Raw genomic sequence first — 25,552 nt, 5'->3', positions numbered from 1 at the left:
TAAAACATAAACTGGCTCGTTTCACCTAATCTTCACTATTTATAGAAAGTCGACGTAACTCATGGTTTTATTGACATAAAAGACAATTGCCAATTACAATGAAGTTTCAATTACGTAAGAATTGAGAGGTGTGGAGCTAGTCTTTACGATTAGCTATAGATGGAAAATTTACAGCAAATATATAAACAAGCAGCACAAATGACATACAAAGGTCAGGTAGCAACGTATATTCCGGCGCTGGCGGTGAATGATCCAAACGCTTTTGCGGTGAGCATGATGTCTGCCGAAGACAGTATCGAGCTAGGGGAATGCGCAACGATGTTTACGCTGCAAAGTGTCGTGAAAGTCATTAGCTTTATGGTGGCAACGAATCATCACGGCATTGAGGAAATTATGCACTATGTGGATGTCGAGCCGACAGGGGATTCGTTTAATTCAATTGTGCGTTTGGAGAGCAACAACAATAAACCGTTCAACCCAATGATAAATGCGGGCGCCATTACGATTGCCTCATTATTGCCAGGAAGAACGATGTACGACAAAGTGAAATCGGTGACATTGTTTTTGGAGCAAATTTTAGGGAAGCAAGTCCACATTAATAATGAAGTGTATTTTTCGGAGTATCATTCAGCTGACTATAACCGTGCGATTTCGTATATTTTACAGGCGAACGGCTTCTTGAAATCAGATGTGGAAGAAGCATTGCAAGTGTATTTACAGCTTTGCTCGATTTCTGTGAATGTATCCGATTTAGCGAAAATCGCTTTTTATTTTGCAACAAATGGCAAAAACAGCGAAGCACATTGCAGCATAGAGGTCATTAACATTGCCAAAGCGCTCATGCTTACATGCGGTATGTATAATTTCTCAGGCAAGTTCGCTGCATTTGTCGGTTTACCTGCAAAAAGCGGGGTCTCTGGTGCGATCATTGCCATTGTTAAACAAGGTGAAATCGAGCATCTGCAAGGTCCGATCGGCATCGGCTTATATGGTCCGGCGATTGATAAAGTCGGCAACAGTGTAGCAGGCATCGAATTTTTAACACAGTTATCAAAGCAATACGAATTATTTTGTCTATAACAGAGAACTTCAGCCTGCTCAAGGGGAATGAGCAGGCTTTTGTGCTTGCTGAGCAATTTATAAACACGCCATTTTAGGAGAATTCCACCCATTACCGTTGTGAGATTATAGTAAGCGCCCTATTTGATGAATAGACGGAGAAATTCCGCTTATGCATTCTATAATTGTATAAAAATGAAAAGTCTCATATCCATTGCTGAGTCATTGATTGTGCAACTAAATATGATATGGGATACTCTGTAAAATCAGAGATCCAAATTTTTCCTGATTGGCGATTATAATCTGAAACTGAGTATTATATGGCCGCAACTAAGAATTATATTCTACCAAGTGAAGATTAAAAGAACACGATTGGCGATTATCCTGTGCATAGCGAGGATTACCTGCCTCTTATCGAGGATTATATTTTCTCAAGCCGGCTGACTGAGAAAATATTGAAACAAGGCACTTACTGTTCAAATCGAACGGAAATCGCGCAATTTTTATCCGCAAACTGAATTAATCCTATATGCAATAGTTTCAGAATAATGAGATAATAGCGGAAAGGGGAGGGATGTGAACATGATTATTCGAAAAGCGGAAATGGAAGATGCAGAAAATATCGCCAAAGTCCATGTCGACAGCTGGCGGACAACGTATAAAGGAATTATTCCGCAAAACTTTTTGGACAAGCTTAGTTACGAACAGCGGACAACACTTTGGGAAAATAATATGGCGAATCCGGCGGGAACGGTTTATGTCGCGGAAACAGATGAAAATAAAATAATCGGGTTTGTTGTAGGGGAAAAACGCGACACGAATACAGAACAGGGCGCAACGGATTTATCGGCCATTTATTTATTGGAACAATGGCAAGGTAAAGGTGTTGGCAAGCTTCTGTTAAAGCAAATGATGCAAACATTTAAAGAACAGGGCTTCCACAAAGTGTATGTCGATGTACTGGCAGACAATAAAGCACGTGAATTTTACAAATACTACGGTGCCCAATATGTTAAAACAATTCACATAAAGTTTGATGGGGTGACGGTTGATGAAGAAATATATGTGTGGAACAGCGTGGATGCTGTACTGGAAAAGCTTTAGTATTGTCGTGGCATAATATTTTATGAAAAGAGGGCGAACGTATGTGGAAACAGCATATTATTGAAACAAAGCGCGGAACATTTGAATTCTTTTCGAAAGGGCAAGGCGCACCGCTAGCGATCACGCACTATTTTTTACAATTTGATGCGCGTGGCAATCTGTTCGCAAATCCGTTTACTGAGCATTATGAGGTGTTTTTAATCAATGTGCGGGGCGCAGGGGATTCTTCGCCAGTTGCAACGGATGAACAAATGGCCTTTTCGGAAATCATTCTAGATCTGGAGGCAATTCGAGAGGCGCTGGGCTTTGAAAAATGGGCATTTGGAGGGCATTCCACAGGTGGTATGCTTGCATTGCAATACGCTGTTTTAACGCCCCATTCCTTAACGAAGGTGATCGCGGGCTGCACTGCGGCGAGTAAGGATTATGCGAGTCATCCTGAAAGTATGTACTGTGTGGACAATGCAAATTTTGCGCGCATCATAGAAATTATGGAATTGTTGAATAACTCAGCTACAACAGTGGAAGAGCGCCAAAAGCTATCGTATGAATGGGCATTGATGTCATATTATGATGAGGAAAAATTAAAGCTTGCGCTGACATTGCCGAATAGCGGGAAAACAAATGGCAAAGCGCTTGATTATTTCAGAAAAGTGGAAGTGAAAAACTATGATGTTCGTGCGGCATTGGCAAACATTACAATTCCGACCTTTGTATTCGGCGGACGCTTTGATGCGCAATGTCCGATTGAATTTACATATGAAATTGCAAAACTGATCCCTCATGCGCATTTAACGGTATTTGAAAAGTCCAATCACAATCCGTATATTGAGGAGCTTGAAAACTTTGGGGCATTTGTGAACGAGACAGCAGGGCAGCATATTAAAAAATAATGGGGGGCGGATTATATATATTTGACATATTAGTAGCCAAATCGCACTCCGTGTTTAATTGATGTGGTCAATATTCCGTCGCTTAATACTAGAAAACATGTTAAATAAGCGGAAACTCCTTCATTTACAAATATTTGAAGGTTTATGTCGTTTCATGTTGAAGTTAGTAGGGTATGGAACTATATTGCCGTATATTAATTAATCATGGGGGGATCCATTTTGAAAAAAATGAAGTATTGGTTATTAATGGGTGTAATTGTAGCAGGATTGGCAGCATGTGGAGATGCTGAGGAAGCGGATACCGGCACAACAAGTTCAACACCTGCTGAATCAACAGACTCTGCTGGAACGACAGATGTTTCAGAAGGGGAAAAAGTAGTAAATTCCAGCTGTATTAATTGTCATGGAGGAGATTTGACAGGCGCAATGGGACCTGACTTAACAAAACTTTCGTTATCAAGAGAAGAGATTATTGATGTATTAGTCAATGGTAAGGGTACAATGCCACCAGGTACTGCAAAAGGCGAAGAAGAAGTAGTAGCCGACTATATTTTATCACTACAATAAATATTTAAGAGGGTGTGCTAAAGGCTTTTGATCTTTAGCACACCCCTTTTTGTTATCCGGATTTTTTAATAAAGTGTTGTTTAGGCAGTATTACAGCAGAAAATAGGCGGATTTAGAAAAAGGGGGAATTCCGTACAATAACTTTTAAAAAACAATAAAATAGCTATAAAAAACTAACGATATATAGCTTATCCAGTTTAATATTCGTGTTTAACATATAATTTTTAAAACTTCTACGGAAAATACGTGTCATTCTGATGCAATAAATGGTACACTGTTGATGAATATAAATGAAAATAGAAAAGGCAAGGAGGGACCTTCATGAAAATTGCGATTTCTTCCGACCATGGCGGAAATAATTTACGTAAAGAAATTATGTCACTATTAGATGAACTGGCGATAAGCTATGAAGATTTTGGCCCGCAAACAGACGATTCAGTCGATTATCCAGATTATGCCCGTCCCGTTGCAGAACGTGTGGCAGCAGGCGAATTTGATCGAGGTATATTAATTTGCGGCACAGGCATCGGGATTTCGATCGCTGCGAATAAGTTTAAAGGGATTCGTTGTGCACTTGTACATGATGTATTTTCGGCAAAAGCGACACGTTGCCATAATGACTCCAATATTTTGGCGATGGGTGAGCGTGTAATAGGACCCGGTTTAGCGCGGGAAATCGTTGCAACTTGGCTAAATACAGAATTCGAAGGCGGACGTCATATTCGCCGTGTTGAAAAAATTACCGAAATTGAAGAAGGGTGACAAAGGGTGATCTGATGACAAACTTGCACGATTTGCGAAATGATTTAGCACAGGCATTATATGAATTTGAGCAGCAAGTGAAGTTTAGCGAAGATCAGTTATTTGTGGTCGGCTGTTCCACGTCGGAAGTTATGGGCGAAAAAATCGGGACAGCCGGGGCCCTCGATGTCGCGCAAATTCTATATGAAGAATTCTCAAAATTTGCACAAAGGCATAATATTTATTTAGTTTTCCAAGGTTGCGAGCATATTAATCGAGCATTAACGCTTGAGTCTGCTGCCGCTAAAAAGTACCAATTAGAACCTGTTTCGGTCGTTCCGGTTCGTACTGCAGGCGGTTCCATGTCCGCATACGCTTTTTCGCAAATGAACGAGCCGGTAGTTATTGAAGCAATCCAGGCACATTTCGGCATCGATATCGGCCAAACGTTAATCGGCATGCATTTAAAAGCTGTAGCAGTCCCTGTTCGAACATCTGTGAAACATTTAGGCGATGCAGTCATCACATTGGCAACAACACGTCCAAAGCTTATCGGCGGCGAACGTGCACAATATATAGTAACGCCTTAACGTTACATAACATCATTTTGAATTGGAAACTCCGGCAATATCCGGAACAAAATTTAGGAGGATTATAAAAATGGCATTTGAAAAGTTAGCAGGACAAGACAAGGCAATCCTGGACGCAATTCTATTGGAGAAAAAACGTCAAAATACAAACATCGAACTGATCGCATCGGAAAACTTCGTATCAGAAGCTGTAATGGAAGCGCAAGGCTCATACCTTACAAATAAATATGCTGAAGGTTATCCAGGCAAACGCTACTATGGCGGCTGTGAACATGTAGACGTAGTGGAAAATATCGCGCGCGACCGTGCTAAAGAGTTATTCGGTGCAGCTTATGTCAATGTACAGCCTCACTCAGGCGCACAAGCAAATATGGCGGTTTACCATACAATTTTAAAACCGGGCGATACAGTGCTTGGCATGAACTTATCACACGGCGGTCACTTAACACACGGTTCACCGGTTAACTTCTCTGGTATTCTTTATAACTTTGTAGAGTACGGTGTGACAGAAGATACAAATTTGATTGACTATGAAGATGTTCGTCAAAAAGCATTGGATTCAAAACCAAAATTAATCGTTGCAGGCGCATCTGCCTACCCGCGCGCGATCGACTTCGCAAAGTTCCGTGAAATCGCGGATGAAGTAGGGGCATACTTTATGGTGGATATGGCGCATATCGCCGGCCTTGTAGCTGCTGGCGAACACCAAAACCCAGTGCCATATGCGGATTTTGTTACGACAACAACACATAAAACATTGCGCGGTCCTCGTGGCGGCATGATTTTGACAAATGATGAAAAATGGGAAAAAGAATTAAATAAATCTGTATTCCCGGGTATTCAAGGCGGGCCATTAATGCATGTCATCGCTGCAAAAGCAGTGTCATTTGGCGAAGCTCTGCAACCGGAGTTCAAAGACTATGCAAAACAAATTAAAGCAAATGCTGCTGCATTAGCAAAATCGCTAATGGAGGAAGGCGTTGAAATCGTATCAGGCGGTACAGACAACCATTTACTTCTATTAAATGTAAAGTCTTTAGGCTTAACAGGGAAAGTTGCTGAGCATGTACTGGATGAAGTGGCGATTACAACGAACAAAAACACAATTCCATTCGATACAGAATCTCCATTCGTAACATCAGGAATCCGTGTAGGTACAGCTGCGGTAACTTCCCGTGGTTTCAAGGAAGAGGATGTTATTGAAGTAGGAAAAATCATGGCGCTTGTTCTTAAAAACCACGAAGATACAGCGGTGAAAGAAGAAGCCCGTAAACGCGTCGAAGCTTTAACAGCAAAATATCCTTTATACGCTTAAACAATTTCAAGCCTTTTTGTCTATATTTTTATAGATGGAAAGGCTTTTTACTAGGACTTTATAAGGCGAAATATCGAAATATTCATATTTATATATTGAATTTATGCGATATAGTAGATTATGATAATTCTAGTGATATATGGGTAAAAAAGTAATAGTAGAAAGGTGTTTTGCGAATGGAGGGTATGAAGAAGAGCGGGCAAATTGAGAAAATGCTTCAATTTTTTGAAAATATTAATGAAATTATAGTTGAAGACAATAATTTCGCGGAAAAAGTAAAGCGCTTATGCGGGGAAATTGATATTGTTTATGCGACGTATTCCACATTTACGTATATAAAAGAAAATCAAATACCTCTCATTTTGTCTTCCAGTTACGTACATAATCCAGCTAATAACAAAGATTTCTTATCTGATGAGGAACGATGCTTTTACGAAGAACTCCTAAATCAAAAGAAAACGCTATGTTTTAGCGAAATGAAATCATTGAAGCTTCATCAAAATTTTTATATGGAAGCAATCGAAAATGGGTGTGATGCCTGCTATTATATCCCTGTCTACACAATGCAAAAAGAGGCGATCGGCTTTTTGGTCATATACTATCAATCGAACAGGGTCGAACATATAAACATAAGTGGTTTCGAGCAAAGAATCGAAAAAATCATTCAAACTATACATAAGCTTGAGCTTTCCCAAAATCAAATTGAACGGCTTACATTAATTGACCCTCATACGAATTTGCCCAGCTACACACAATTTTTGAAGCTAATAGATGAGCACACAAAACGAAATGATTCAGGCATAATAAAAATTGTAGAGCCTGGGGAGTTTTCGAAAATCGTGGAATTGTATGGACGTCCAGCCGGGGAAAAATTATTAAAAGAATTGGGTGCGCGCATAAAACGTTTACCCGCAAGCAAAAACAGTGAAATCGCGCGCTTTACGAGTTCGTCGCTCATTATATTTAAACCCGATAAGTTCGACCCATTAAATACAAAATATAAAGTATCTATTATTGAAGCTGTCAATGATCCATTTTATATTGACGGGAAACAAATTTACATTACATTGAAAATCGGTATCGCCCCATTTGACCATTCGAGCTCTTATCATGATGTGATCCGTTTTGCCGAGAGTGCTTTGACGAAATCGAAATTAGTGTCCGGTACATATACAAATTATTATATCGGTCAAGCAAATCAGCATTTAGAACGGGAACTAAATTTATTGAATTATTTAAAAACCGCGATCCAACGCAACGAGATCAAGGCGTATTTCCAGCCGAAGTTTGAGCTGCATCGAGGACGGATTGTGAGCATGGAAGCTCTGGCAAGGTGGATTTCGCCTGAGTTGGGCTTCGTTTCACCTGCAGAGTTTATACCAATAGCGGAAAGTTCAGGTTTGATCCGCGAGCTGGAGCTTCAAATTTTTGAGCAAGTGCTGCAATGGCAGCAGCAGCGACAATTTGAAGGGAAACGCATTGTCCCAGTCGCAATCAATATATCGCCTGATCATTTCTATCATCCGTTATTCATAAAGGAACTTAAGCAGTTGATCAGCAAATACTATGCGGATCCGGGTTTTTTAATTATCGAGATTACAGAAAATATGGGATTGGTTGATTTTGACTATGCTAAAAAGATTTTAACAGAACTTCGGGAAATGGGGATGACCACAAGTGTCGATGATTTTGGAACAGGCTATTCGTCACTCAGCTACTTACAGAAGTTTTCGTTTTGCGAGCTGAAAATAGACCAGAGCTTTTCACAAAAGATTGAAGAGCTCGCTACACAAACAATCGTTAAATCCATTATCCGGATTGCGCATATGCTGGATATGGTTGTTGTAGCCGAGGGGGTAGAGACACAGGAGCAAGCCGATATATTGAAAAAGCTCCGATGTGACGTTTTACAAGGATATTATTTTTCAAAGCCATTGCCGATTAAAGAAGCGACCGAGCTATATGATCGGCTGCGCATGGAAAATAAAAGAACAAAATGAATAGATGGGCATATACTCGCTAATCCTAGTGAGATATATGTCCTTTTTCACTTTTTGCCTAAAATAAGACGTTTTTTAAAACATTGCTGTGAGAGTTTTCGTTGACTTTATTTTCTGTTATACTATTTTAGATAAACAACAGTTAGGAGATGTCAATGTGAGTAAAGTATACGTATTTGACCACCCATTAATTCAACATAAGTTAACTTATATTCGAGATAAAGAAACAGGGACGAAAGAATTCCGCGAGTTAGTTGATGAAGTCGCAACATTAATGGCTTTTGAAATTACACGTGAATTGCCATTGGAAGAAATCGAAGTGGAAACACCTGTTACGAAGGCAAAGGCAAAAGTGCTATCAGGCAAGAAAATTGCAATCGTGCCAATTTTGCGCGCGGGTATCGGAATGGTCGATGGCGTATTAAAACTAATCCCAGCAGCGAAAGTAGGGCATATCGGACTTTACCGTGACCCGGAAACATTAAAGCCGGTAGAATATTACGCAAAACTTCCTGCTGATGTTGAAGAGCGCGACTTCATTATTGTCGACCCGATGCTGGCAACGGGTGGTTCAGCTGTTGAAGCGATCAACTCACTGAAAAAACGCGGTGCTAAAAGCATTAAATTCATGTGCCTTATCGCAGCTCCAGAAGGTGTGGAAGAAATTCAAAAATTGCACCCTGATGTAGATATTTACATTGCATCTTTAGACGAAAAATTGGATGACCACGGCTATATCGTACCAGGCTTAGGTGATGCCGGAGATCGTTTATTCGGGACAAAATAATAAATAAACGAGACGTCCGTACGCTAGTTGCGGGCGTTTTATCTTATACAGCGGCAGTATTGAACAGTCGCTACTATAGATTAGACAAGGAGAAGAATGATGACGAAAAAGTTTAAAGTTATGACTATTTTTGGAACGCGTCCAGAAGCAATTAAAATGGCCCCGCTTGTGTTGGAGCTGGAAAAGCATCCGGAAGAAATTGAATCGATTGTGACAGTGACGGCTCAGCATAGACAAATGCTCGATCAAGTATTGGAAACATTCAACATTACACCAAATTATGACCTGAACATTATGAAAGATCGACAAACTTTAGTGGATGTGGCAACAAATGCGCTAATCGGTCTGGATCGTGTAATGAAAGAGGCAAAACCAGATATCGTATTAGTGCATGGAGACACAGCGACAACATTTATCGGAAGCTTGGCTGCATTTTACAACCAAATTGCGATTGCGCATGTGGAAGCAGGATTGCGCACAGGCCAAAAATATTCTCCTTATCCAGAAGAGATGAACCGCCAATTAACAGGCGTAATGGCAGATTTGCATTTTGCGCCAACAGAACAATCCCGCGCTAACTTATTAAAGGAAAATAAGCCGGCAGAAGCGATTTTTGTAACGGGAAATACAGCGATCGATGCATTAAAAACAACGGTCATTGAACATTATACACACCCGGTGATCGAAAAAATGGGGACAGACCGCATGATATTATTGACTGCCCACCGTCGCGAAAACCTTGGGGAGCCGATGCGCAATATGTTCCGTGCGATTATGCGCCTGTTAAAAGAGCATGACGATATCCAAGTTGTCTACCCGGTGCATATGAATCCAGCCGTTCGCGAAATCGCAAGCGAAATTTTAGGTGATAATCCGCGCGTCCATTTAATCGAGCCGTTGGAAGTGTTCGATTTCCATAATTTCGCGGCCCGTTCATTTATGATTTTGACGGACTCAGGTGGCGTGCAAGAAGAAGCGCCATCATTAGGGAAGCCTGTATTAGTACTTCGCGATACAACCGAGCGTCCGGAAGGTATTGCAGCAGGAACGTTAAAGCTTGCAGGGACAGATGAGGAAGTAATTTATTCAATGGCGAAAGAGCTTTTAACAAACGAAGCGACTTATGAAGCAATGGCCCATGCATCAAACCCTTATGGAGACGGACTTGCATCGGAACGCATTGTGGAAGCATTATTGAAATTCGCCCAAAAGCAACTAGTGGAAGAAATTATCGAAAAAGCGGAAACAAGATAAAACGAAACTTCAATCGGTGGGGAATTTATATATCCCCGCTGATTGTTAGTCTCCGCCAATCGCGTTTTTATATAATGTGGGATATGCCGGACAACTACTAAAATTCACTAATTTTGGAACGGTGTAATAGAGGATAGACTCACTTTTTTGTTGTCAACAGCTAAATTAGCAACAATTTCTATAAAAAAATTTTTCTTTTATATTCAATATAAAGGGCAATGGAAAATTGGCTTGAAATAGCGAATTTCAGCTTTTGTGAAAAAATGCACAAAATAATAATGCATAACTATACACAAATTTGTCAACAATTTGACAAGGAATGTAACTGTGTGAAGTTTTTCACCATTACTAATTGACATCAAAAACCCCCTATTGTATGCTTACAAAGGGTAAGAATGATAAGGGTTTCGTCTAGTCTGAAGACGTTGAAACACTTGTTATATCAAGTTTCTACTAGATTGACAGTTGAAACGGAACTCGTCAATTTGCAACGTTTTTATGCGTCTGGATAATAGTCCATGAAAATTAAGAGACATTTAGAAGTATGAAATGAATGGACGCTATGGAATTTGTCTATAGTAAAAATTATTTATTACTTGTAACGGCCTCTGATTTTGTAGTGCATTCACTACACTTTAAATTCATTTAATGGTCGATGAACACTTTCTTTACTCGAAAAAAGTTTCAGGAGATTAATTGCCAATGCTAAATTTGCATCACATTTTCGCAATGCAGAAGAAAGCGTTCTTTTTTTTGCTTGCTGTTTGTGCGTTAGGCTGGGGATTTTCGCCATATGATTCTATATTTGCTGGTATAGCCCTAGGTGCGTTCTTTGGTACGTATAACTTTTGGATATTAGTTCGACGTATGGAAAAATTTGACCGTTCCATTAGTGAAGGGACAAAAGTAGCATCTATCGGTACAGCGCTTCGCTTTGGATCAGGTGTTGCCGCAGTCGCAATCGCAATATCGTTGCCACAATATTTTCACTTAATAAGCACGGTCATTGGGCTGATGATTCCGTACATCTTTTTAGTAGTAGAAAGACTCGTACATCATAAAAAATAGCCATTAAAGTGCATTTGAAAGAGAGGTGAATGCAGAAATGAATCATACAGCTCCAGAGCTAGACGTGGATTTAGGCTTTATGACGCTTACTTTCAACTTATCTACAGTGTTTACTCTTTTAGTAGCAGCAGCCATCGTATTTTTAATCGCCTTTGTTTCAACTCGCAGACTAGCGTTAAAACCGACTGGCATGCAAAACTTCATGGAATGGGTTATGGATTTCGTGAAAAATATTATTAAGAGCAACATGGACTGGAAAACAGGCGGTCGCTTCCACATTCTAGGTATTACATTAATCATGTTCATAGCGGTTTCCAATTTACTTGGCTTGCCATTGGGCGGTATCCTGTACTTTTCGGGAGATGGGCATGAATACTTATGGTGGAAATCACCAACAGCCGATCCAGTAGTTACAATGACATTAGCGTCGATGGTTCTAGTTTTAACTCAGTACTATGGTGTGAAAATGCAAGGTACAGGCGGTTATGCTAAAACATTCTTCCAGCCAATGTCATTTATGTTCCCGCTAAAAGTTATCGAGGAGTTCGCCAATACGCTAACTCTTGGCCTACGTCTTTACGGTAACATCTATGCCGGCGAAATCTTGCTAGGTTTACTAGGAGGTTTAGCAGGCGCAACTATATTTGGCTTCGTAGGTGCAATTGTACCGATGATGGCCTGGATGGGATTCTCGATTTTCATCGGGTTTATCCAAGCTTTCATTTTCACAATGTTAACAATGGTATATATGGCTCACAAAGTGAGTACAGACCATTAATTATAAATTTCCGCATTCAATGCAGTGCGGCAATTTGAATCAAAAAAAAACAACATAATCCAAGGAGGATATTTAATCATGACAGGTTCATTAGGTTTATTAGCAGCGGCAATCGCAATCGGTTTAGCAGCACTAGGTGCAGGTATTGGTAACGGTCTTATCGTTTCAAAAACAGTAGAAGGTATCGCTCGTCAACCAGAAGCACGCGGCGCACTTCAAACAGTTATGTTCATCGGGGTTGCGTTAGTAGAAGCATTACCGATCATCGCAGTAGTAGTAGCATTCATCGTAATGAATCAATAATCTGAACAAAAGATTATTACCAGTGGCGAAGTAGAATTCTTTTGAAACCCTTCGCCATTAGTTTTGTATAAAAAAGGTATACCCTTTTTTATTAAATATTAAATCTGAACAAAAAGTATGACAAAATATAGATTTCTATTCAAACTCTTGAAGGGAGTGAAACAATCGTGTTTTTAGACTATCTAGTGCTAGGTGCAGGTGCTAATACCATTAACTTAGGGGATATTGTAGCAACATTAGTTATCTTCATCGGATTAATGGTACTTCTTAAAAAGTTCGCTTGGGGTCCTTTAATGGGTATCATGCGTGAGCGTGAAGAGTTGGTTGCAAGCGGAATCGATGCAGCCGACAAAGCTAAAAAAGAAACACAGGCACTATTAGAAGAACAAAAGAGCCTTCTTAAAGAAGCTCGCACAGAAGCGCAATCAATTATTGAGAACGCTAAAAAGCAAGGCGAAGCAACACGCGAGGAAATCGTTGTGACTGCACGCGCTGAAGCAAACCGTCTAAAAGAATCTGCTGTTCGCGATATCGAAGCAGAGAAAGAAAAAGCAATCGCTGCTGTACGTGAAGAAGTCGTTTCATTATCAGTGCTTGCTGCGTCTAAAGTTCTTGGGAAAGAAATTTCCGAAGCGGACAATAGCGCATTAATTAAAGAAACGATTGCGAAGGCAGGCGAGGCGAAATGAGTCAATCGACTGTAGCAAATCGCTATGCACAAGCAATTTTCGAATTAGCGTTAAAGCAAAATCTACTTGCTGAAGTAGGTGCGGATTTGCGTGAGATCAAAACAGTATTAGCTTCAAACGATGAGTTTATGGCATTGCTTACTGCTCCAAAAATCTCTACAGACCGCAAGAAAGAGCTTATCGCTCAAATTTTAACTGGGGCACAGCCAATTGTAGTAAACATGATTCAATTCTTAATTGAAAAGAAACGTTTAAACGAATTACCGGCTGTAGCAGAACAGTATCAAGCATTAGCGGCAGCTGCTCAAGGCTCTGCGGATGCAAAAGTTTTCTCGACGCGTGAATTGACAGCGGAGGAGCGTGCGGAAATTTCTGCTGCTTTCGGCAAGTTAGTCGGCAAAGGGCAACTTAATATTACAAACATTATCGATGCGTCATTAATTGGTGGCGTACGCGTTCAAATCGGCAACTACATTTTCGACAGCACTGTAGCGTCTAAGCTAGAGGACTTGAAACGAGTATTAGTTAGCTAAATCTTAAGAAATGTGAGAGGTGAACATACATGGGCATCAAAGCTGAAGAAATCAGCAGTCTGATTAAACAGCAGATTGAAGGTTATCAATCGGAATTAAAAGTAAGCGAAGTAGGTACAGTTATCACTGTTGGTGACGGTATCGCTCGTGCTCATGGCCTCGACAACGCCATGGCTGGAGAGCTTTTAGAGTTCTCAAACGGTGTTATGGGTATGGCACAAAACCTAGAAGAAGGTAACGTTGGTATCGTAATTTTAGGTGACTACCTAGGCATCAAAGAAGGCGATGAGGTTCGTCGTACAGGTCGTATTATGGAAGTACCAGTTGGTGAAGCACTAATTGGTCGTGTTGTAAACCCACTTGGTATGCCAGTGGATGGATTAGGTCCAATCAACACAACAAAATCTCGTCCAATCGAAAGTCCGGCTTTCGGCGTAATGGCACGTAAATCAGTACATGAGCCATTACAAACAGGTATTAAAGCGATCGACGCTTTAGTGCCAATCGGTCGTGGTCAACGTGAGCTGATCATCGGTGACCGTCAAGTTGGTAAAACTTCTGTAGCAATCGATACAATTTTAAACCAACAAGGCGAAGATATGATTTGTATCTATGTAGCAATCGGACAAAAAGAATCAACTGTACGTAATGTAGTTGAAACTTTCCGTAAGCATGGCGCATTAGAATACACAATCGTTGTAACAGCGTCTGCATCACAACCAGCACCACTTCTATACCTTGCTCCATTTGCAGGTGTATCTATGGCAGAAGAATTCATGTTAGATGGCAAACACGTATTAATCGTGTATGATGACTTATCAAAACAAGCATCAGCATACCGTGAACTTTCACTTCTTCTACGCCGTCCTCCAGGTCGTGAAGCTTACCCTGGTGACGTATTCTACTTACACAGCCGCCTTTTAGAGCGTGCTGCGAAGTTAAATGAAACATACAAAAACGGTTCGATTACAGCGCTTCCATTCGTAGAAACGCAAGCGGGCGATATCTCTGCATATATCCCAACAAACGTAATCTCAATTACAGATGGTCAGATCTTCTTACAATCTGATTTATTCAACTCAGGTGTACGTCCTGCGATCAACGCTGGTTTATCAGTATCACGTGTAGGTGGTTCTGCTCAAATCAAAGCGATGAAAAAAGTAGCGGGTACATTACGTCTTGACTTAGCGGCTTTCCGTGAGTTAGAGTCATTCGCTCAGTTCGGATCTGACTTGGACGCAATCACGCTTTCTAAATTAGAGCGCGGTAAACGTACAGTTGAAGTTTTAAAACAAGACTTAAACAAACCTCTTAAAGTTGAAAAACAAGTTGCTATCCTTTATGCATTAACTAAAGGTCATTTAGATGATATTCCAGTACAAGATATCGTTCGTTTCGAAAACGAATTCTTAAGCTGGTTAGATACAAACCACACAAATGTTTTAGATCATGTTCGCACAACTAAAGAACTTGCTCCAGATGCTGAGTACGTTGAAGCTCTTAACGAGTTTAAAAAGTCTTTCGCTAAATCTGAGTAAGAATTGACCGGTTTTTCACGTGCACGTTTCGTACGTCGCGTGAATAACTGAACAACGCTTTATGTTAAGAACTCGATAAAAATCAAAAGGTGGTGAAATACCAGTGGTAAACTTACGCGAAATTAAAGGTCGTATTAACTCTACAAAGTCAACGAAACAAATTACAAAAGCGATGCAGATGGTTTCTTCTTCCAAGTTACGTCGTGCAGAGCAAAATGCCAAGTCTTACGTTCCATACATGGAAAAAATCCAGGACGTAGTAGGCGCAATCGCATCAGGTACAAAAGACAGCGGGCATCCAATGTTAACTTCTCGTCCTGTTAAGAAAACAGCTTACTTAGTCATCGGTTCTGACCGTGGTTTAGCGGGTGCTTACAACTCAAGCATCCTACGTGAAATTCAAAGCACAATCAATGAACGTCACAAATCTAAAGATGAGTACGTAGTATTGGCAGTAGGTCGTGTTGTTCGTGATTACTTTGTAAAGCGTGGACACAATGTTATCGCAGATGTAGTTGCTCTACCAGACCAACCATCATTTGCCGATATTAAAGAAATCGCTCGTAATGCTGTTGGTATGTTCATTGACGGTACATATGATGAACTTTATATGTACTACAATCACTTCGTATCTGCAATTCAAAACGAAGTGACTGTGAAAAAAGTTCTTCCTTTAACTGATATTGCACCTTCATCAAGCAATGCTTCTTATGAATTTGAGCCATCAGGCGAAGCGATTTTAGAAGTATTACTTCCACAATATGCGGAAAGCTTAATTTACGGCGCTTTATTAGACGGAAAAGCGAGTGAACATTCAGCGCGTATGACAGCAATGAAAAACGCTACAGACAACGCAAACGATCTTATCGCAGACCTTTCTCTGCAATATAACCGTGCACGTCAAGCGGCGATTACACAAGAAATTACAGAAATCGTTGGTGGAGCTGCTGCCTTAGAATAGGGCGCACTCCCCAATGTCGTATAAGAATACGATAGGAGGGTACAAAGTAATGAACAAAGGACACGTTCTTCAAGTAATGGGTCCAGTAGTAGACGTAAAGTTTGCTAATGGTCAATTACCAGATATTTATAACGCATTAACAGTTACAATCGAACGTCCTAACGAAGCTCCAACTACTCTTGCATTAGAAGTAGCGCTTCACTTAGGTGACGATTCTGTTCGTACGATTGCCATGTCATCTACTGACGGTTTACAACGTGGAGCAGAAGTAACAAACTCAGGAGCACCAATCTCAGTACCAGTTGGTGAAGCTACATTAGGTCGCGTATTTAACGTACTTGGTGAAGTAATCGACTTAGGTGAAGAGATTCCTGCTGAAGTTCGTCGTGATTCAATTCACCGCGAAGCACCAACATTCGATGAATTATCAACTACTGTAGAAATCCTTGAAACAGGCATCAAAGTAGTAGACTTATTAGCACCATACATCAAAGGTGGTAAAATCGGTCTATTCGGTGGTGCCGGCGTAGGTAAAACAGTATTAATCCAAGAACTAATCAACAACATCGCACAAGAGCACGCAGGTATTTCTGTATTCGCGGGTGTAGGTGAGCGTACTCGTGAAGGGAACGACTTATTCTTCGAGATGACAGATTCAGGCGTAATCAAACAAACTGCGATGGTATTCGGTCAAATGAATGAGCCACCTGGTGCACGTATGCGTGTAGCTTTAACTGGCTTGACTATGGCTGAATTCTTCCGTGATGAGCAAGGTGCAGACGTGCTTTTATTCATCGACAACATTTTCCGTTTCACACAAGCAGGTTCTGAGGTTTCTGCCCTATTAGGCCGTATGCCATCAGCGGTAGGTTACCAGCCAACTCTTGCTACTGAAATGGGTAAATTACAAGAACGTATCACATCTACTACAAAAGGTTCTGTAACTTCTATTCAAGCGATTTACGTACCAGCCGATGACTATACTGACCCGGCTCCGGCTACAACTTTCGCCCACTTAGATGCAACTACAAACCTTGAGCGTAAATTATCTGAAATGGGTATCTACCCAGCAGTAGACCCATTAGCTTCGACTTCTCGTGCATTATCACCAGAAATCGTTGGACCAGAACACTATGCAATCGCTACTGGTGTTCAACGTACAATCCAACGTTACCGTGAATTGCAAGATATCATCGCTATTTTAGGTATGGATGAGTTATCTGACGAAGATAAACAAACAGTGGAACGCGCACGCCGCATTCAGTTCTTCTTATCTCAAAACTTCCACGTAGCGGAGCAATTCACTGGTCAAAAAGGTTCTTATGTACCGGTTAAAGAAACTGTTCGTTCATTCAAGGAAATTCTTGATGGCAAATGGGATCACTTACCAGAAGATGCATTCCGTTTAGTTGGTTCAATTGATGAAGTAGTAGCGAAAGCTAAAGAAATGGGCGTACAAGTTTAATTAGCTGACGAGGAGGAAAAAATATGAAGACAGTTACAGTCAATATTGTCACTCCCGACGGCCCAGTATACGATTCAGAAGTAACGATGGTAATCGCTAAAACGACTTCAGGTGAAATTGGTGTCTTAGCTGGCCATATTCCTATGGTTGCTCCACTTGCAATCGGTGCAGTGAAGCTTAAAAAAGCAGATGGCACTACTGAAGTTGCAGCGATTAGCGGTGGTTTCATTGAAGTTCGTCCTGATAAAATTTCGATTTTAGCTCCTTCTGCAGAAGTTGCTTCTTCTATCGATATTGCACGCGCTAAAGAAGCTTTAGCTCGTGCTGAAGGTCGCCTTCAAAAGAAACAAGATGACATCGATTTCAAACGCGCCGATTTAGCATTAAAACGTGCGGTGAATCGTATCAACGTTCATGAGGGTAACATCTAAATTTGATGACGAGCGGGCAGAGTATATCTGCTCGCTTTTTTTCATGGGTGTGGCAAGCTTCCGAGGAACTGGACATATAGAACATAAAATTTACTGTCATATTGCATGAAATATGTTCGATCTGTTAAAAAAGGAGCGGAAAAATGGATTTATATGCAGAAGCGGGTCAGCAAGCGCTTGTCAATGTATTGGCATATATTATATTTATAGGAATTTCATTATATGCATTGCAGGGACTGCGGATTGAACAATTATTTAAAAAAGGAAAGACTTTTCAAATACAGCTCTTTTATATATTTATGAGCATCGTGATCGGCTCAACCGTTGCCGATTTTTTTCTGGATTTCTTAAATTGGTCACAAACAATTCCCTATATTTTCAACTAGAACAGGAAATAAAAGCAGTTTTATTTCTTGTAGGGGGGAATAACAGCTTATTTTTCGCTCCAAGAAATAAAAATTTCCTAGGAAATAGTAAACGTTTGCAATATTACATGTTTTGGGTAGTTATTTAAAGATGATCTTTAATGTGAAAAACTGTCTATTCACATTAAATAGCGGCACTGCGTATTATAATTTAATAGCCATTTCCGGAAAATTAGCTTAAAATAGTGATTTGGGTGCTTGAATTGCAGCACCAATACATGTAGTATATTTTTGTGTGTAAAATTGAAGTCAAATGAAGTTTAAAATAATTTGAAGTTAATTGCGCCCCAGCGTAATTATATCCGAATTCGGGATATCCGCCGGGGCTTTAACTCCTTTAGTATAAGTGCTTGGACACCGACAGAAAAAGGTGAACACTTGCATTTTTCCCGTCATCTAAAGAGATGGGGGAATTCTACTAAAAGAAGTTAATTGAACTTATTCATTTATTATATGAGAATTGAATTCGGAGGGACGAATTGTGGAGAGAATTATTGTTACTGGGGGTCAGACGCTAAAAGGTACAGTACGCGTGGAAGGCGCAAAAAATGCTGTATTGCCGATTTTAGCTGCTTCTCTATTAGCTTCTAAAAATAAAAATATGATTAAAGATGTACCGAACTTAGCGGATGTAGGTACAATCGGAGAAGTTTTAAAAAGTTTAAATGCCATTGTAGAATTCAATGTCGAAAAGAATGAAATGATCATCGATGCCTCTATGAAGCTATCAAGCGAAGCGCAATTTGAGTTTGTAAGTAAAATGCGAGCTTCCATTTTAGTGATGGGTTCACTATTGGCACGCAATGGCTATGCACGTGTAGCATTGCCAGGCGGGTGTGCAATCGGCTCCCGTCCAATCGAACTTCATTTAAAAGGCTTTGAAGCGATGGGCGCCGAGATTTCTTTTGGCCACGGTTTTGTGGAAGCCAAGGTAAAGGATGAACTGCAAGGCGCAGAAATTTATTTGGACTTCCCAAGTGTCGGAGCTACAGAAAATATAATGACGGCGGCAGCACTTGCAAAAGGTACGACAATTATTGAAAATGCTGCAAAAGAGCCTGAAATAGTGGATTTGGCAAACTTCATTAATGCGATGGGCGGTCGTGTAATAGGTGCAGGAACTGATACGATTCGCATTGAAGGTGTGAAAGAATTAAAAGGTTGCGAGCATTATATTATTCCAGACCGTATCGAAGCAGGTACTTTTATGGTAGCAGCAGCGATTACGCGCGGCGATGTATTAATCGAAAATGCGGTGCCGGAGCATATGACGGCATTAATTGCAAAAATGCGTGAAATGGGCGTTGAAGTGACAGAAGAAGATGAGGGCATACGTGTACGTGCCAATGATCCACTAAAAGCGGTGGATATTAAAACAATGCCACACCCAGGTTTCCCGACGGATATGCAATCACAAATGATGGCATTAATGCTGACAGCCAACGGAACGAGCATCATCACGGAAACAGTTTTCGAAAATCGTTTTATGCATGTTGAAGAATTCCGTCGTATGAATGCAGACGCAAAGATCGAAGGGCGTTCTGTATTTATAGAAGGTGGCAAAAACCTCCAAGGCGCCGAAGTTTCAGCTACGGATTTACGCGCAGCTGCAGCACTTATTTTAACAGGCCTAGTTTCCGAAGGCGTAACACGCGTAACAAAATTGCATCATTTAGACCGCGGCTATGTGGATTTCCACAAAAAATTAGCTTCATTAGGTGCACATATTGAACGTATCGATACAGAAGAGGAAATCCTGCAAGAAACGATTGTTACAGTATAATTGATAGAGCTAGTGCATTTGGAGAGTCGGTTGAACCGGCTTTCTGAATGCTTTTTTCGTCTCTGGGCGCGGTAAAGTGGAAAGCTTAGGGCTTAAAGTAGAACATGACCGGATAGAAGTAGAAAGTTTTCGCCCGGAAGTAGAACGTTTTCACCCGAAAGTAGAACAAATGCCGGTGAAAGTAGAATTTCTCCGCCCGAAAGTAGAACGCCAGCCGTAAAGTAGAAAACTCTGCCGCGAATGTAGAACATCACCAGGAGAAAGTAGAAGGTTCCTGCCCTAAAGTAGAACAACTGCCGGGGAAAATAGAACTTCTCCGCCCGAAAGTAGAACGCCGGCCGTAAAGTAGAAAACTCGCCCGCGAATGTAGAAGGTGACCGGGAGAAAGTAGAAAGTTCCGGCCCTAAAGTAGAACAACTGCCGGGGAAAGTAGAACTTCTCCGCCCGAAAGTAGAACGCCAGCCTTAAAGTAGAAAACTCCGCCGCGAAAGTAGAACATCACCGGGCAAAAGTAGAACTTCTCCGCCCGAAAGTAGAACGCCAGCCATAAAGTAGAAAACTCCACCGCGAAAGTAGAAAATCACCGGGCAAAAGTAGAAAGTTTTAGCCCGGAAGTAGAACAAATGCCGGAGAAAGTAGAACCCCTCCGCCCGAAAGTAGAACGCCAGCCTCAAAGTAGAAAACTCCACCGCGAAAGTAGAAAATCACCGGGCAAAAGTAGAACTTTCCCGTCCGGAAGTAGAACAACTCCCAAGAAAAGTAGAACGCCACTCTTAAAGTAGAACCTCTCCACCGCGAAAGTAGAACTCCCCCCTAAATCAGACAATCACGCGTCGAAAGCAGAGCCACTCTTCCCCGCCAAAAATAGAATCTCCTTCCCCGAAAACAGTCTCTCCACATATCATTGACCAGCAAGCAGCCCTATTCAATAACTATAATATTCAAATATTCCAACTCATATTCCATCAAGTCGCTCATATACTGTCACATGAAAAAATTCACGATTATATTTATCATCTGTGTTTTATTGTTTTTAGTCCCGCTCACCTTGAAATCCAAAAAACCTGTCATTACTTTAACAGAACCTTCGCAAACGAATTCGTGTCAATTACTTATTAAAACGAACAATACGACTGTGCCTATCGATGACTATCTAATCGGCGTGCTCGCGGGAGAGATGCCTGCAAGTTTTCATGTGGAAGCATTAAAAGCACAAGCAATCGCTGCCCGTACTTACGTATTAAAGCAAACAAACTTCGGCAAGAAACCGATTCTCACAACGACCGCACATCAAGTATATAATGACAAAAATTTGCGCGAACAAAAGTGGCAGACCGCTTTTGCGGAAAACGAACAAAAACTCACAGAAGCCGTCCAGCAAACAGCAAATCAAATACTCACCTATAACGACCAGCTCATCACTGCGATGTTCCATGCGGCATCCTTTCAACAAACAGAATCCGCCGAAAACTATAGCGGCAATCCGATTCCTTATCTCATCGCGACATCTTCGCCCGAACAGTTAAATAGTGAACAAACACACTATACATACGAGCAGCTAAATAAAAAACTGCAGCAAAAATTCACGAAGGCCCAACTTCAAAATGCTAAACTCCATCATAACGACTCAAGCCGTGTCGAGCAAATTACCATCCATAAGAAAAGATGGTCTGGACGGGACTTCCGCACACTTCTTAACTTGCGCTCCACGTATTTTACATGGCAGCACACAGCAACCGGTATTACGATTACGACTTATGGATACGGGCATGGGGTAGGAATGAGTCAATACGGGGCAAACACGATGGCGCAAAACGGATCGACCGCTGAACAAATACTTGCGCATTATTATCCATCCACAATATTACAGCCAATAAATTATTGTAAAAAATGATGTTTAACTTTTTGTTCTCCTGTACACACTTTCATTTGAGGTGATGAACATGAGAGAAGTTAAACGAAAGCCTTCTCAAAAACCATTTATGCAAAGACCGTGGTTTTGGCCGGTCGTGTACAGCAGTATGGCTTTAATGATTGTAGCAGTTATTTTAAGTTTTAATGCATTATACGAAAGTCAGCAGGAGCAAGAGCTGTTGGAGGAAGTATCCGCGCCAGGAGAGCAAACGATTGTTCCGACATCAACCACTCTGGAAACATTGAAGTATCCATTCAAAGAACAATACTTAAATGAAGTGTCGATATTGCAGGAGTTTTATGATGTCACGAAAGATGAAGCAACACGCGAAAATGCGCTGCTCGTATTCAACCAAATTTATACGGCATCTACAGGGCTATCTATCGGGATTAATAGCGAACCCTTTGAAGTAGTAGCAGCGATGAGCGGGGAAGTAACAGAAGTGAAAATGGACACATTTACGGGCAATACAATTACGCTCACGCATCCAAACGGCATGCAAACACGTTATAGCTCAGTAGCGGACATTCTTGTTAAACAAGGGGATCAGGTTTCCCAAGGTGAACAAATTGCTACATCACAGGAAAACGAATGGAATCCAACTGTAGGCATCCATTTACACTTTGAAGTACTGGAAGATGGCGTATTAGTGAATCCGACAAAATACTTAGCCTTTTAATCCATAGCGGTTAGGAGAAATTCGGATACACTTTTTAGCAGGATATGATCGATTCTTCCATTCTAACTCGAATAAATATGAGCCTACTCACATAAGGTGAAATATTAAGAAAGCAAGGCTCTTAATCTTCATCCAACAGTTGTCTGTGACGCCTGATGGATGAAGATAGGCCTCTGGCAGTTGTCACGGATTTTTCAAAGGAAACTTTTTGAGTGGACTAAAAAAAATCTGGACACAATTACGCAGAGGCGTAATTGATATTCGAGGTAGAGAGGGAGAGGACGTGCACGAACATATTCGGCAACGCTGCGTTCGATTAGGTGAACTGTTGATAGAGACAGGGGAAACCGTGCGTGCCCTCGCGAAAATGACGGGATTTTCAAAAAGTACTGTACACAAAGATTTGACAGAGCGGCTAAAACAAGTGAATGAACCACTTGCGCTACAAGTACAACAGGTATTATCTTACAACAAATCGATTCGCCATTTACGCGGTGGTGAAGCAACACGTAAAAAGTGGATGACAAGGCAATATGAAAAAAGCATTTAGTTTGTTTTTATAGCAACTAAATGCTTTTTCGAGTGAATGGAAATAAAAATAACTGCCATAAAAACCCAAAAGAAAGGAAAATCCTTCCCATAATATAGATGTAATTCAGTACTGTATATGATAAAATAACTAAGATAGAGATATAAAAGAATCGTATACATGTTGGAATCGGTGGAAGGAGAATTAAGAAACATGTTTTCTAAAGATATTGGGATTGATTTAGGCACTGCAAATGTGCTCATTCATTTAAAAGGCAAAGGAATCGTATTAAATGAGCCAGCTGTAGTAGCAATTGATAAAAAGACAAGCAAAGTATTGGCAGTCGGTGAAGAGGCGCGTCAAATGGTGGGACGTACACCAGGGAATATTATAGCGATTCGCCCATTAAAAGATGGAGTGATCGCAGACTTTGATGTAACAGAAGCAATGTTAAAGCATTTTATTAATAAATTGGACTTAAAAGGTTTTCTGTCGAAGCCGCGCATTTTAATTTGCTGTCCGACAAACATTACATCGGTAGAGCAAAAAGCAATTCGTGAAGCGGCCGAAAAGTCAGGCGGCAAAAAGGTATATTTAGAAGAAGAGCCTAAAGTGGCGGCAATCGGAGCAGGAATGGATATTTTCCAGCCAAGCGGTAATATGGTCGTTGATATCGGTGGAGGTACAACGGATGTAGCAGTGTTATCGATGGGGGATATCGTAACGAGCGAATCGATTAAAATCGCAGGGGATGTATTCGACAATGACATCTTGCAATACATAAAGAAAGAATACAAGCTGTTGATCGGTGAACGTACAGCGGAAGATATTAAAACAACGATCGGCACAGTATTCCCGGGCGGACGCAAAGATTCAATGGAAATCCGCGGCCGTGATATGGTAACAGGATTGCCTCGCACAATCGAAATTCATTCAGAAGAGATAGAGCATGCATTGCGCGAGTCTGTAGGCATGATTGTGCAGGCAGCGAAAAATGTATTGGAAAAGACGCCGCCTGAATTATCGGCCGACATTATTGACAGAGGCGTTATTTTAACAGGCGGCGGCGCATTATTGCATGGAATTGACACATTGCTGATTGAGGAGCTGAAAGTGCCGGTATTCATCGCGGAAAATCCGATGAACTGTGTAGCGGTCGGCACAGGCATCATGCTGGACAATATTGACCGCGCCGTTAATAAATAAGCGTAAATACTAATGATTATTCTATTTTTGCCGATAAACTATAAATACGACGTAATTAGAGGTGAAGCGGGTGTTTAAAGGTTTTTATACAGTAGCTACAGGAATGGTGGCACAACAACGCAAAACAGAAATTTTAACAAATAATATGGCCAATGCATACACGCCTGGCTTCAAATCAGAGCAAACGACAATTCGCTCGTTCCCGGATATGTTAATGTCCGCTGTAAGTTCAACGACAATACCTACCGAAAAGGGCTTTTCATTAAAAAAGCTGAACCCAGTGGGCGCGCTTAATGCCGGTGTGTATTTGCAGGAGACGATGCCGAATCAAACACAAGGCCAGATTTATTCGACTGGCTTGACGACAGATGTGGCATTGATTAATAGCTCTTTGCCAATCGACGCGGCTTCAGGCAACTCCGGGCAAATTTTCTTCCGTCTTGAAAATGAAACAGGGACAGAAAGCTATACACGCAACGGGAATTTCACGATGGACGGGCAAGGCAATTTAGTAAACCCTCAAGGACTATTCGTATTAGATGCGAACGGCGAGCGTTTACAATTTGAAAATGACAATATTCGCATTAGTTCGGACGGTGCGATTTTTGACGAAAACAATGTGCAGGTCGGAACATTAGGTGTCGCATTTTCCGAAAATCCTGATGTGCTTGTAAAGCGTGATAATGGTTTATTCAATACGTTGGACGGTGCCGATTTACCTTCAGCCTACGGACAGGCAAATGTTCAGTTCTCGATGCAGCAGCAGTATTTGGAAGGTTCGAATGTCGACGCATCCAAAGCAATGACAGACCTTTTGACAGCATATCGCGCATTTGAAGCAAACCAAAAAGTATTGCAGGCATACGATAAAAGCATGGATAAAGCCGTAAACGAAATTGGACGCGTTAACTAAATAAGGAAATGGTGAATTATTTTCAT

At 41.0% G+C, this 25,552-nt stretch carries 27 protein-coding genes; all 27 read left to right on the top strand.

Annotated elements, in window-relative coordinates; all coding sequences use genetic code 11:
• Positions 1–159: 159 nt before the first annotated feature.
• The gene (gene glsA, locus ACTHOQ_RS09845; RefSeq protein WP_440495835.1) at positions 160–1,080 is read left to right on the top strand and encodes a glutaminase A; all 921 of its coding nucleotides are present in this window, start codon (positions 160–162) and stop codon (positions 1,078–1,080) included.
• Positions 1,081–1,641: 561 nt separating this feature from the next.
• Positions 1,642–2,163, top strand: coding sequence for a GNAT family N-acetyltransferase (locus ACTHOQ_RS09840; RefSeq protein ID WP_440495833.1), 522 nt, complete (start codon positions 1,642–1,644; stop codon positions 2,161–2,163).
• 41 nt (positions 2,164–2,204) lie between these two features.
• On the top strand, positions 2,205–3,056 hold the full coding sequence (locus ACTHOQ_RS09835; RefSeq protein ID WP_440495832.1) for an alpha/beta fold hydrolase: 852 nt from the start codon (positions 2,205–2,207) through the stop codon (positions 3,054–3,056).
• A 228-nt stretch (positions 3,057–3,284) separates the two neighbouring features.
• The gene (locus ACTHOQ_RS09830) at positions 3,285–3,623 is read left to right on the top strand and encodes a c-type cytochrome (RefSeq protein ID WP_440495830.1); all 339 of its coding nucleotides are present in this window, start codon (positions 3,285–3,287) and stop codon (positions 3,621–3,623) included.
• 321 nt (positions 3,624–3,944) lie between these two features.
• Entirely contained in the window at positions 3,945–4,385 is a 441-nt protein-coding gene (gene rpiB / locus ACTHOQ_RS09825; RefSeq protein ID WP_440495828.1) for a ribose 5-phosphate isomerase B, read from the top strand.
• A gap of 14 nt (positions 4,386–4,399) precedes the next feature.
• Positions 4,400–4,954: a TIGR01440 family protein gene (locus ACTHOQ_RS09820; RefSeq protein WP_440495827.1), complete on the top strand. Its 555-nt coding sequence runs from the start codon at positions 4,400–4,402 to the stop codon at positions 4,952–4,954.
• A 70-nt stretch (positions 4,955–5,024) separates the two neighbouring features.
• Complete coding sequence (glyA, locus tag ACTHOQ_RS09815) at positions 5,025–6,269, top strand: serine hydroxymethyltransferase (RefSeq protein WP_440495825.1); 1,245 nt, start codon at positions 5,025–5,027, stop codon at positions 6,267–6,269.
• Positions 6,270–6,445: 176 nt separating this feature from the next.
• Positions 6,446–8,269, top strand: coding sequence for a putative bifunctional diguanylate cyclase/phosphodiesterase (locus ACTHOQ_RS09810; RefSeq protein ID WP_440495824.1), 1,824 nt, complete (start codon positions 6,446–6,448; stop codon positions 8,267–8,269).
• Between the two features lie 157 nt (positions 8,270–8,426).
• A complete protein-coding gene (gene upp, locus ACTHOQ_RS09805) occupies positions 8,427–9,056 on the top strand; it encodes a uracil phosphoribosyltransferase (protein WP_440495822.1) in 630 nt (209 codons plus the stop codon).
• A 99-nt stretch (positions 9,057–9,155) separates the two neighbouring features.
• On the top strand, positions 9,156–10,310 hold the full coding sequence (gene wecB, locus ACTHOQ_RS09800) for a non-hydrolyzing UDP-N-acetylglucosamine 2-epimerase (RefSeq protein ID WP_440495820.1): 1,155 nt from the start codon (positions 9,156–9,158) through the stop codon (positions 10,308–10,310).
• Positions 10,311–11,012: 702 nt separating this feature from the next.
• A complete protein-coding gene (locus ACTHOQ_RS09795) occupies positions 11,013–11,378 on the top strand; it encodes an ATP synthase subunit I (protein ID WP_440495819.1) in 366 nt (121 codons plus the stop codon).
• Between the two features lie 37 nt (positions 11,379–11,415).
• Positions 11,416–12,156 (top strand): F0F1 ATP synthase subunit A, encoded by a 741-nt coding sequence (gene atpB, locus ACTHOQ_RS09790; protein WP_440495817.1) that lies wholly within the window; start codon positions 11,416–11,418, stop codon positions 12,154–12,156.
• Between the two features lie 78 nt (positions 12,157–12,234).
• Positions 12,235–12,459, top strand: a complete 225-nt coding sequence (gene atpE / locus ACTHOQ_RS09785; protein WP_440495816.1) for a F0F1 ATP synthase subunit C — start codon at positions 12,235–12,237, stop codon at positions 12,457–12,459.
• Between the two features lie 167 nt (positions 12,460–12,626).
• Positions 12,627–13,148 (top strand): F0F1 ATP synthase subunit B, encoded by a 522-nt coding sequence (atpF, locus tag ACTHOQ_RS09780; RefSeq protein WP_440495815.1) that lies wholly within the window; start codon positions 12,627–12,629, stop codon positions 13,146–13,148.
• Positions 13,145–13,681 (top strand): F0F1 ATP synthase subunit delta, encoded by a 537-nt coding sequence (locus ACTHOQ_RS09775; protein WP_440495813.1) that lies wholly within the window; start codon positions 13,145–13,147, stop codon positions 13,679–13,681. Before atpF ends, ACTHOQ_RS09775 begins: the two co-directional genes overlap by 4 nt.
• Positions 13,682–13,710: 29 nt before the next feature.
• Positions 13,711–15,219 (top strand): F0F1 ATP synthase subunit alpha, encoded by a 1,509-nt coding sequence (gene atpA / locus ACTHOQ_RS09770; RefSeq protein ID WP_440495812.1) that lies wholly within the window; start codon positions 13,711–13,713, stop codon positions 15,217–15,219.
• A gap of 103 nt (positions 15,220–15,322) precedes the next feature.
• A complete protein-coding gene (gene atpG / locus ACTHOQ_RS09765; protein WP_440495811.1) occupies positions 15,323–16,180 on the top strand; it encodes an ATP synthase F1 subunit gamma in 858 nt (285 codons plus the stop codon).
• Between the two features lie 49 nt (positions 16,181–16,229).
• On the top strand, positions 16,230–17,645 hold the full coding sequence (gene atpD / locus ACTHOQ_RS09760) for a F0F1 ATP synthase subunit beta (RefSeq protein WP_440495809.1): 1,416 nt from the start codon (positions 16,230–16,232) through the stop codon (positions 17,643–17,645).
• Between the two features lie 23 nt (positions 17,646–17,668).
• Complete coding sequence (locus ACTHOQ_RS09755) at positions 17,669–18,076, top strand: F0F1 ATP synthase subunit epsilon (RefSeq protein WP_440495808.1); 408 nt, start codon at positions 17,669–17,671, stop codon at positions 18,074–18,076.
• Between the two features lie 143 nt (positions 18,077–18,219).
• Entirely contained in the window at positions 18,220–18,462 is a 243-nt protein-coding gene (locus tag ACTHOQ_RS09750) for a DUF1146 family protein (protein WP_440495807.1), read from the top strand.
• Positions 18,463–18,982: 520 nt separating this feature from the next.
• Positions 18,983–20,284 (top strand): UDP-N-acetylglucosamine 1-carboxyvinyltransferase, encoded by a 1,302-nt coding sequence (murA, locus tag ACTHOQ_RS09745; protein WP_440495806.1) that lies wholly within the window; start codon positions 18,983–18,985, stop codon positions 20,282–20,284.
• 76 nt (positions 20,285–20,360) lie between these two features.
• The gene (locus ACTHOQ_RS09740; protein WP_440495805.1) at positions 20,361–20,504 is read left to right on the top strand and encodes a hypothetical protein; all 144 of its coding nucleotides are present in this window, start codon (positions 20,361–20,363) and stop codon (positions 20,502–20,504) included.
• An 828-nt stretch (positions 20,505–21,332) separates the two neighbouring features.
• A complete protein-coding gene (gene spoIID / locus ACTHOQ_RS09735) occupies positions 21,333–22,178 on the top strand; it encodes a stage II sporulation protein D (protein WP_440495804.1) in 846 nt (281 codons plus the stop codon).
• 49 nt (positions 22,179–22,227) lie between these two features.
• Positions 22,228–22,878 (top strand): peptidoglycan DD-metalloendopeptidase family protein, encoded by a 651-nt coding sequence (locus tag ACTHOQ_RS09730; RefSeq protein ID WP_440495803.1) that lies wholly within the window; start codon positions 22,228–22,230, stop codon positions 22,876–22,878.
• 283 nt (positions 22,879–23,161) lie between these two features.
• Complete coding sequence (locus ACTHOQ_RS09725) at positions 23,162–23,428, top strand: sporulation transcriptional regulator SpoIIID (RefSeq protein ID WP_440495802.1); 267 nt, start codon at positions 23,162–23,164, stop codon at positions 23,426–23,428.
• 192 nt (positions 23,429–23,620) lie between these two features.
• Complete coding sequence (locus ACTHOQ_RS09720) at positions 23,621–24,613, top strand: rod shape-determining protein (protein ID WP_440495801.1); 993 nt, start codon at positions 23,621–23,623, stop codon at positions 24,611–24,613.
• Between the two features lie 70 nt (positions 24,614–24,683).
• Entirely contained in the window at positions 24,684–25,526 is an 843-nt protein-coding gene (locus tag ACTHOQ_RS09715) for a flagellar hook-basal body protein (protein ID WP_440495800.1), read from the top strand.
• Positions 25,527–25,552 lie beyond the last annotated feature (26 nt).

The sequence above is a fragment of the Solibacillus silvestris genome (assembly GCF_051967575.1).
GTDB lineage: Bacteria > Bacillota > Bacilli > Bacillales_A > Planococcaceae > Solibacillus > Solibacillus silvestris_B.
This window is presented reverse-complemented; position numbering and strand designations above follow the sequence as displayed.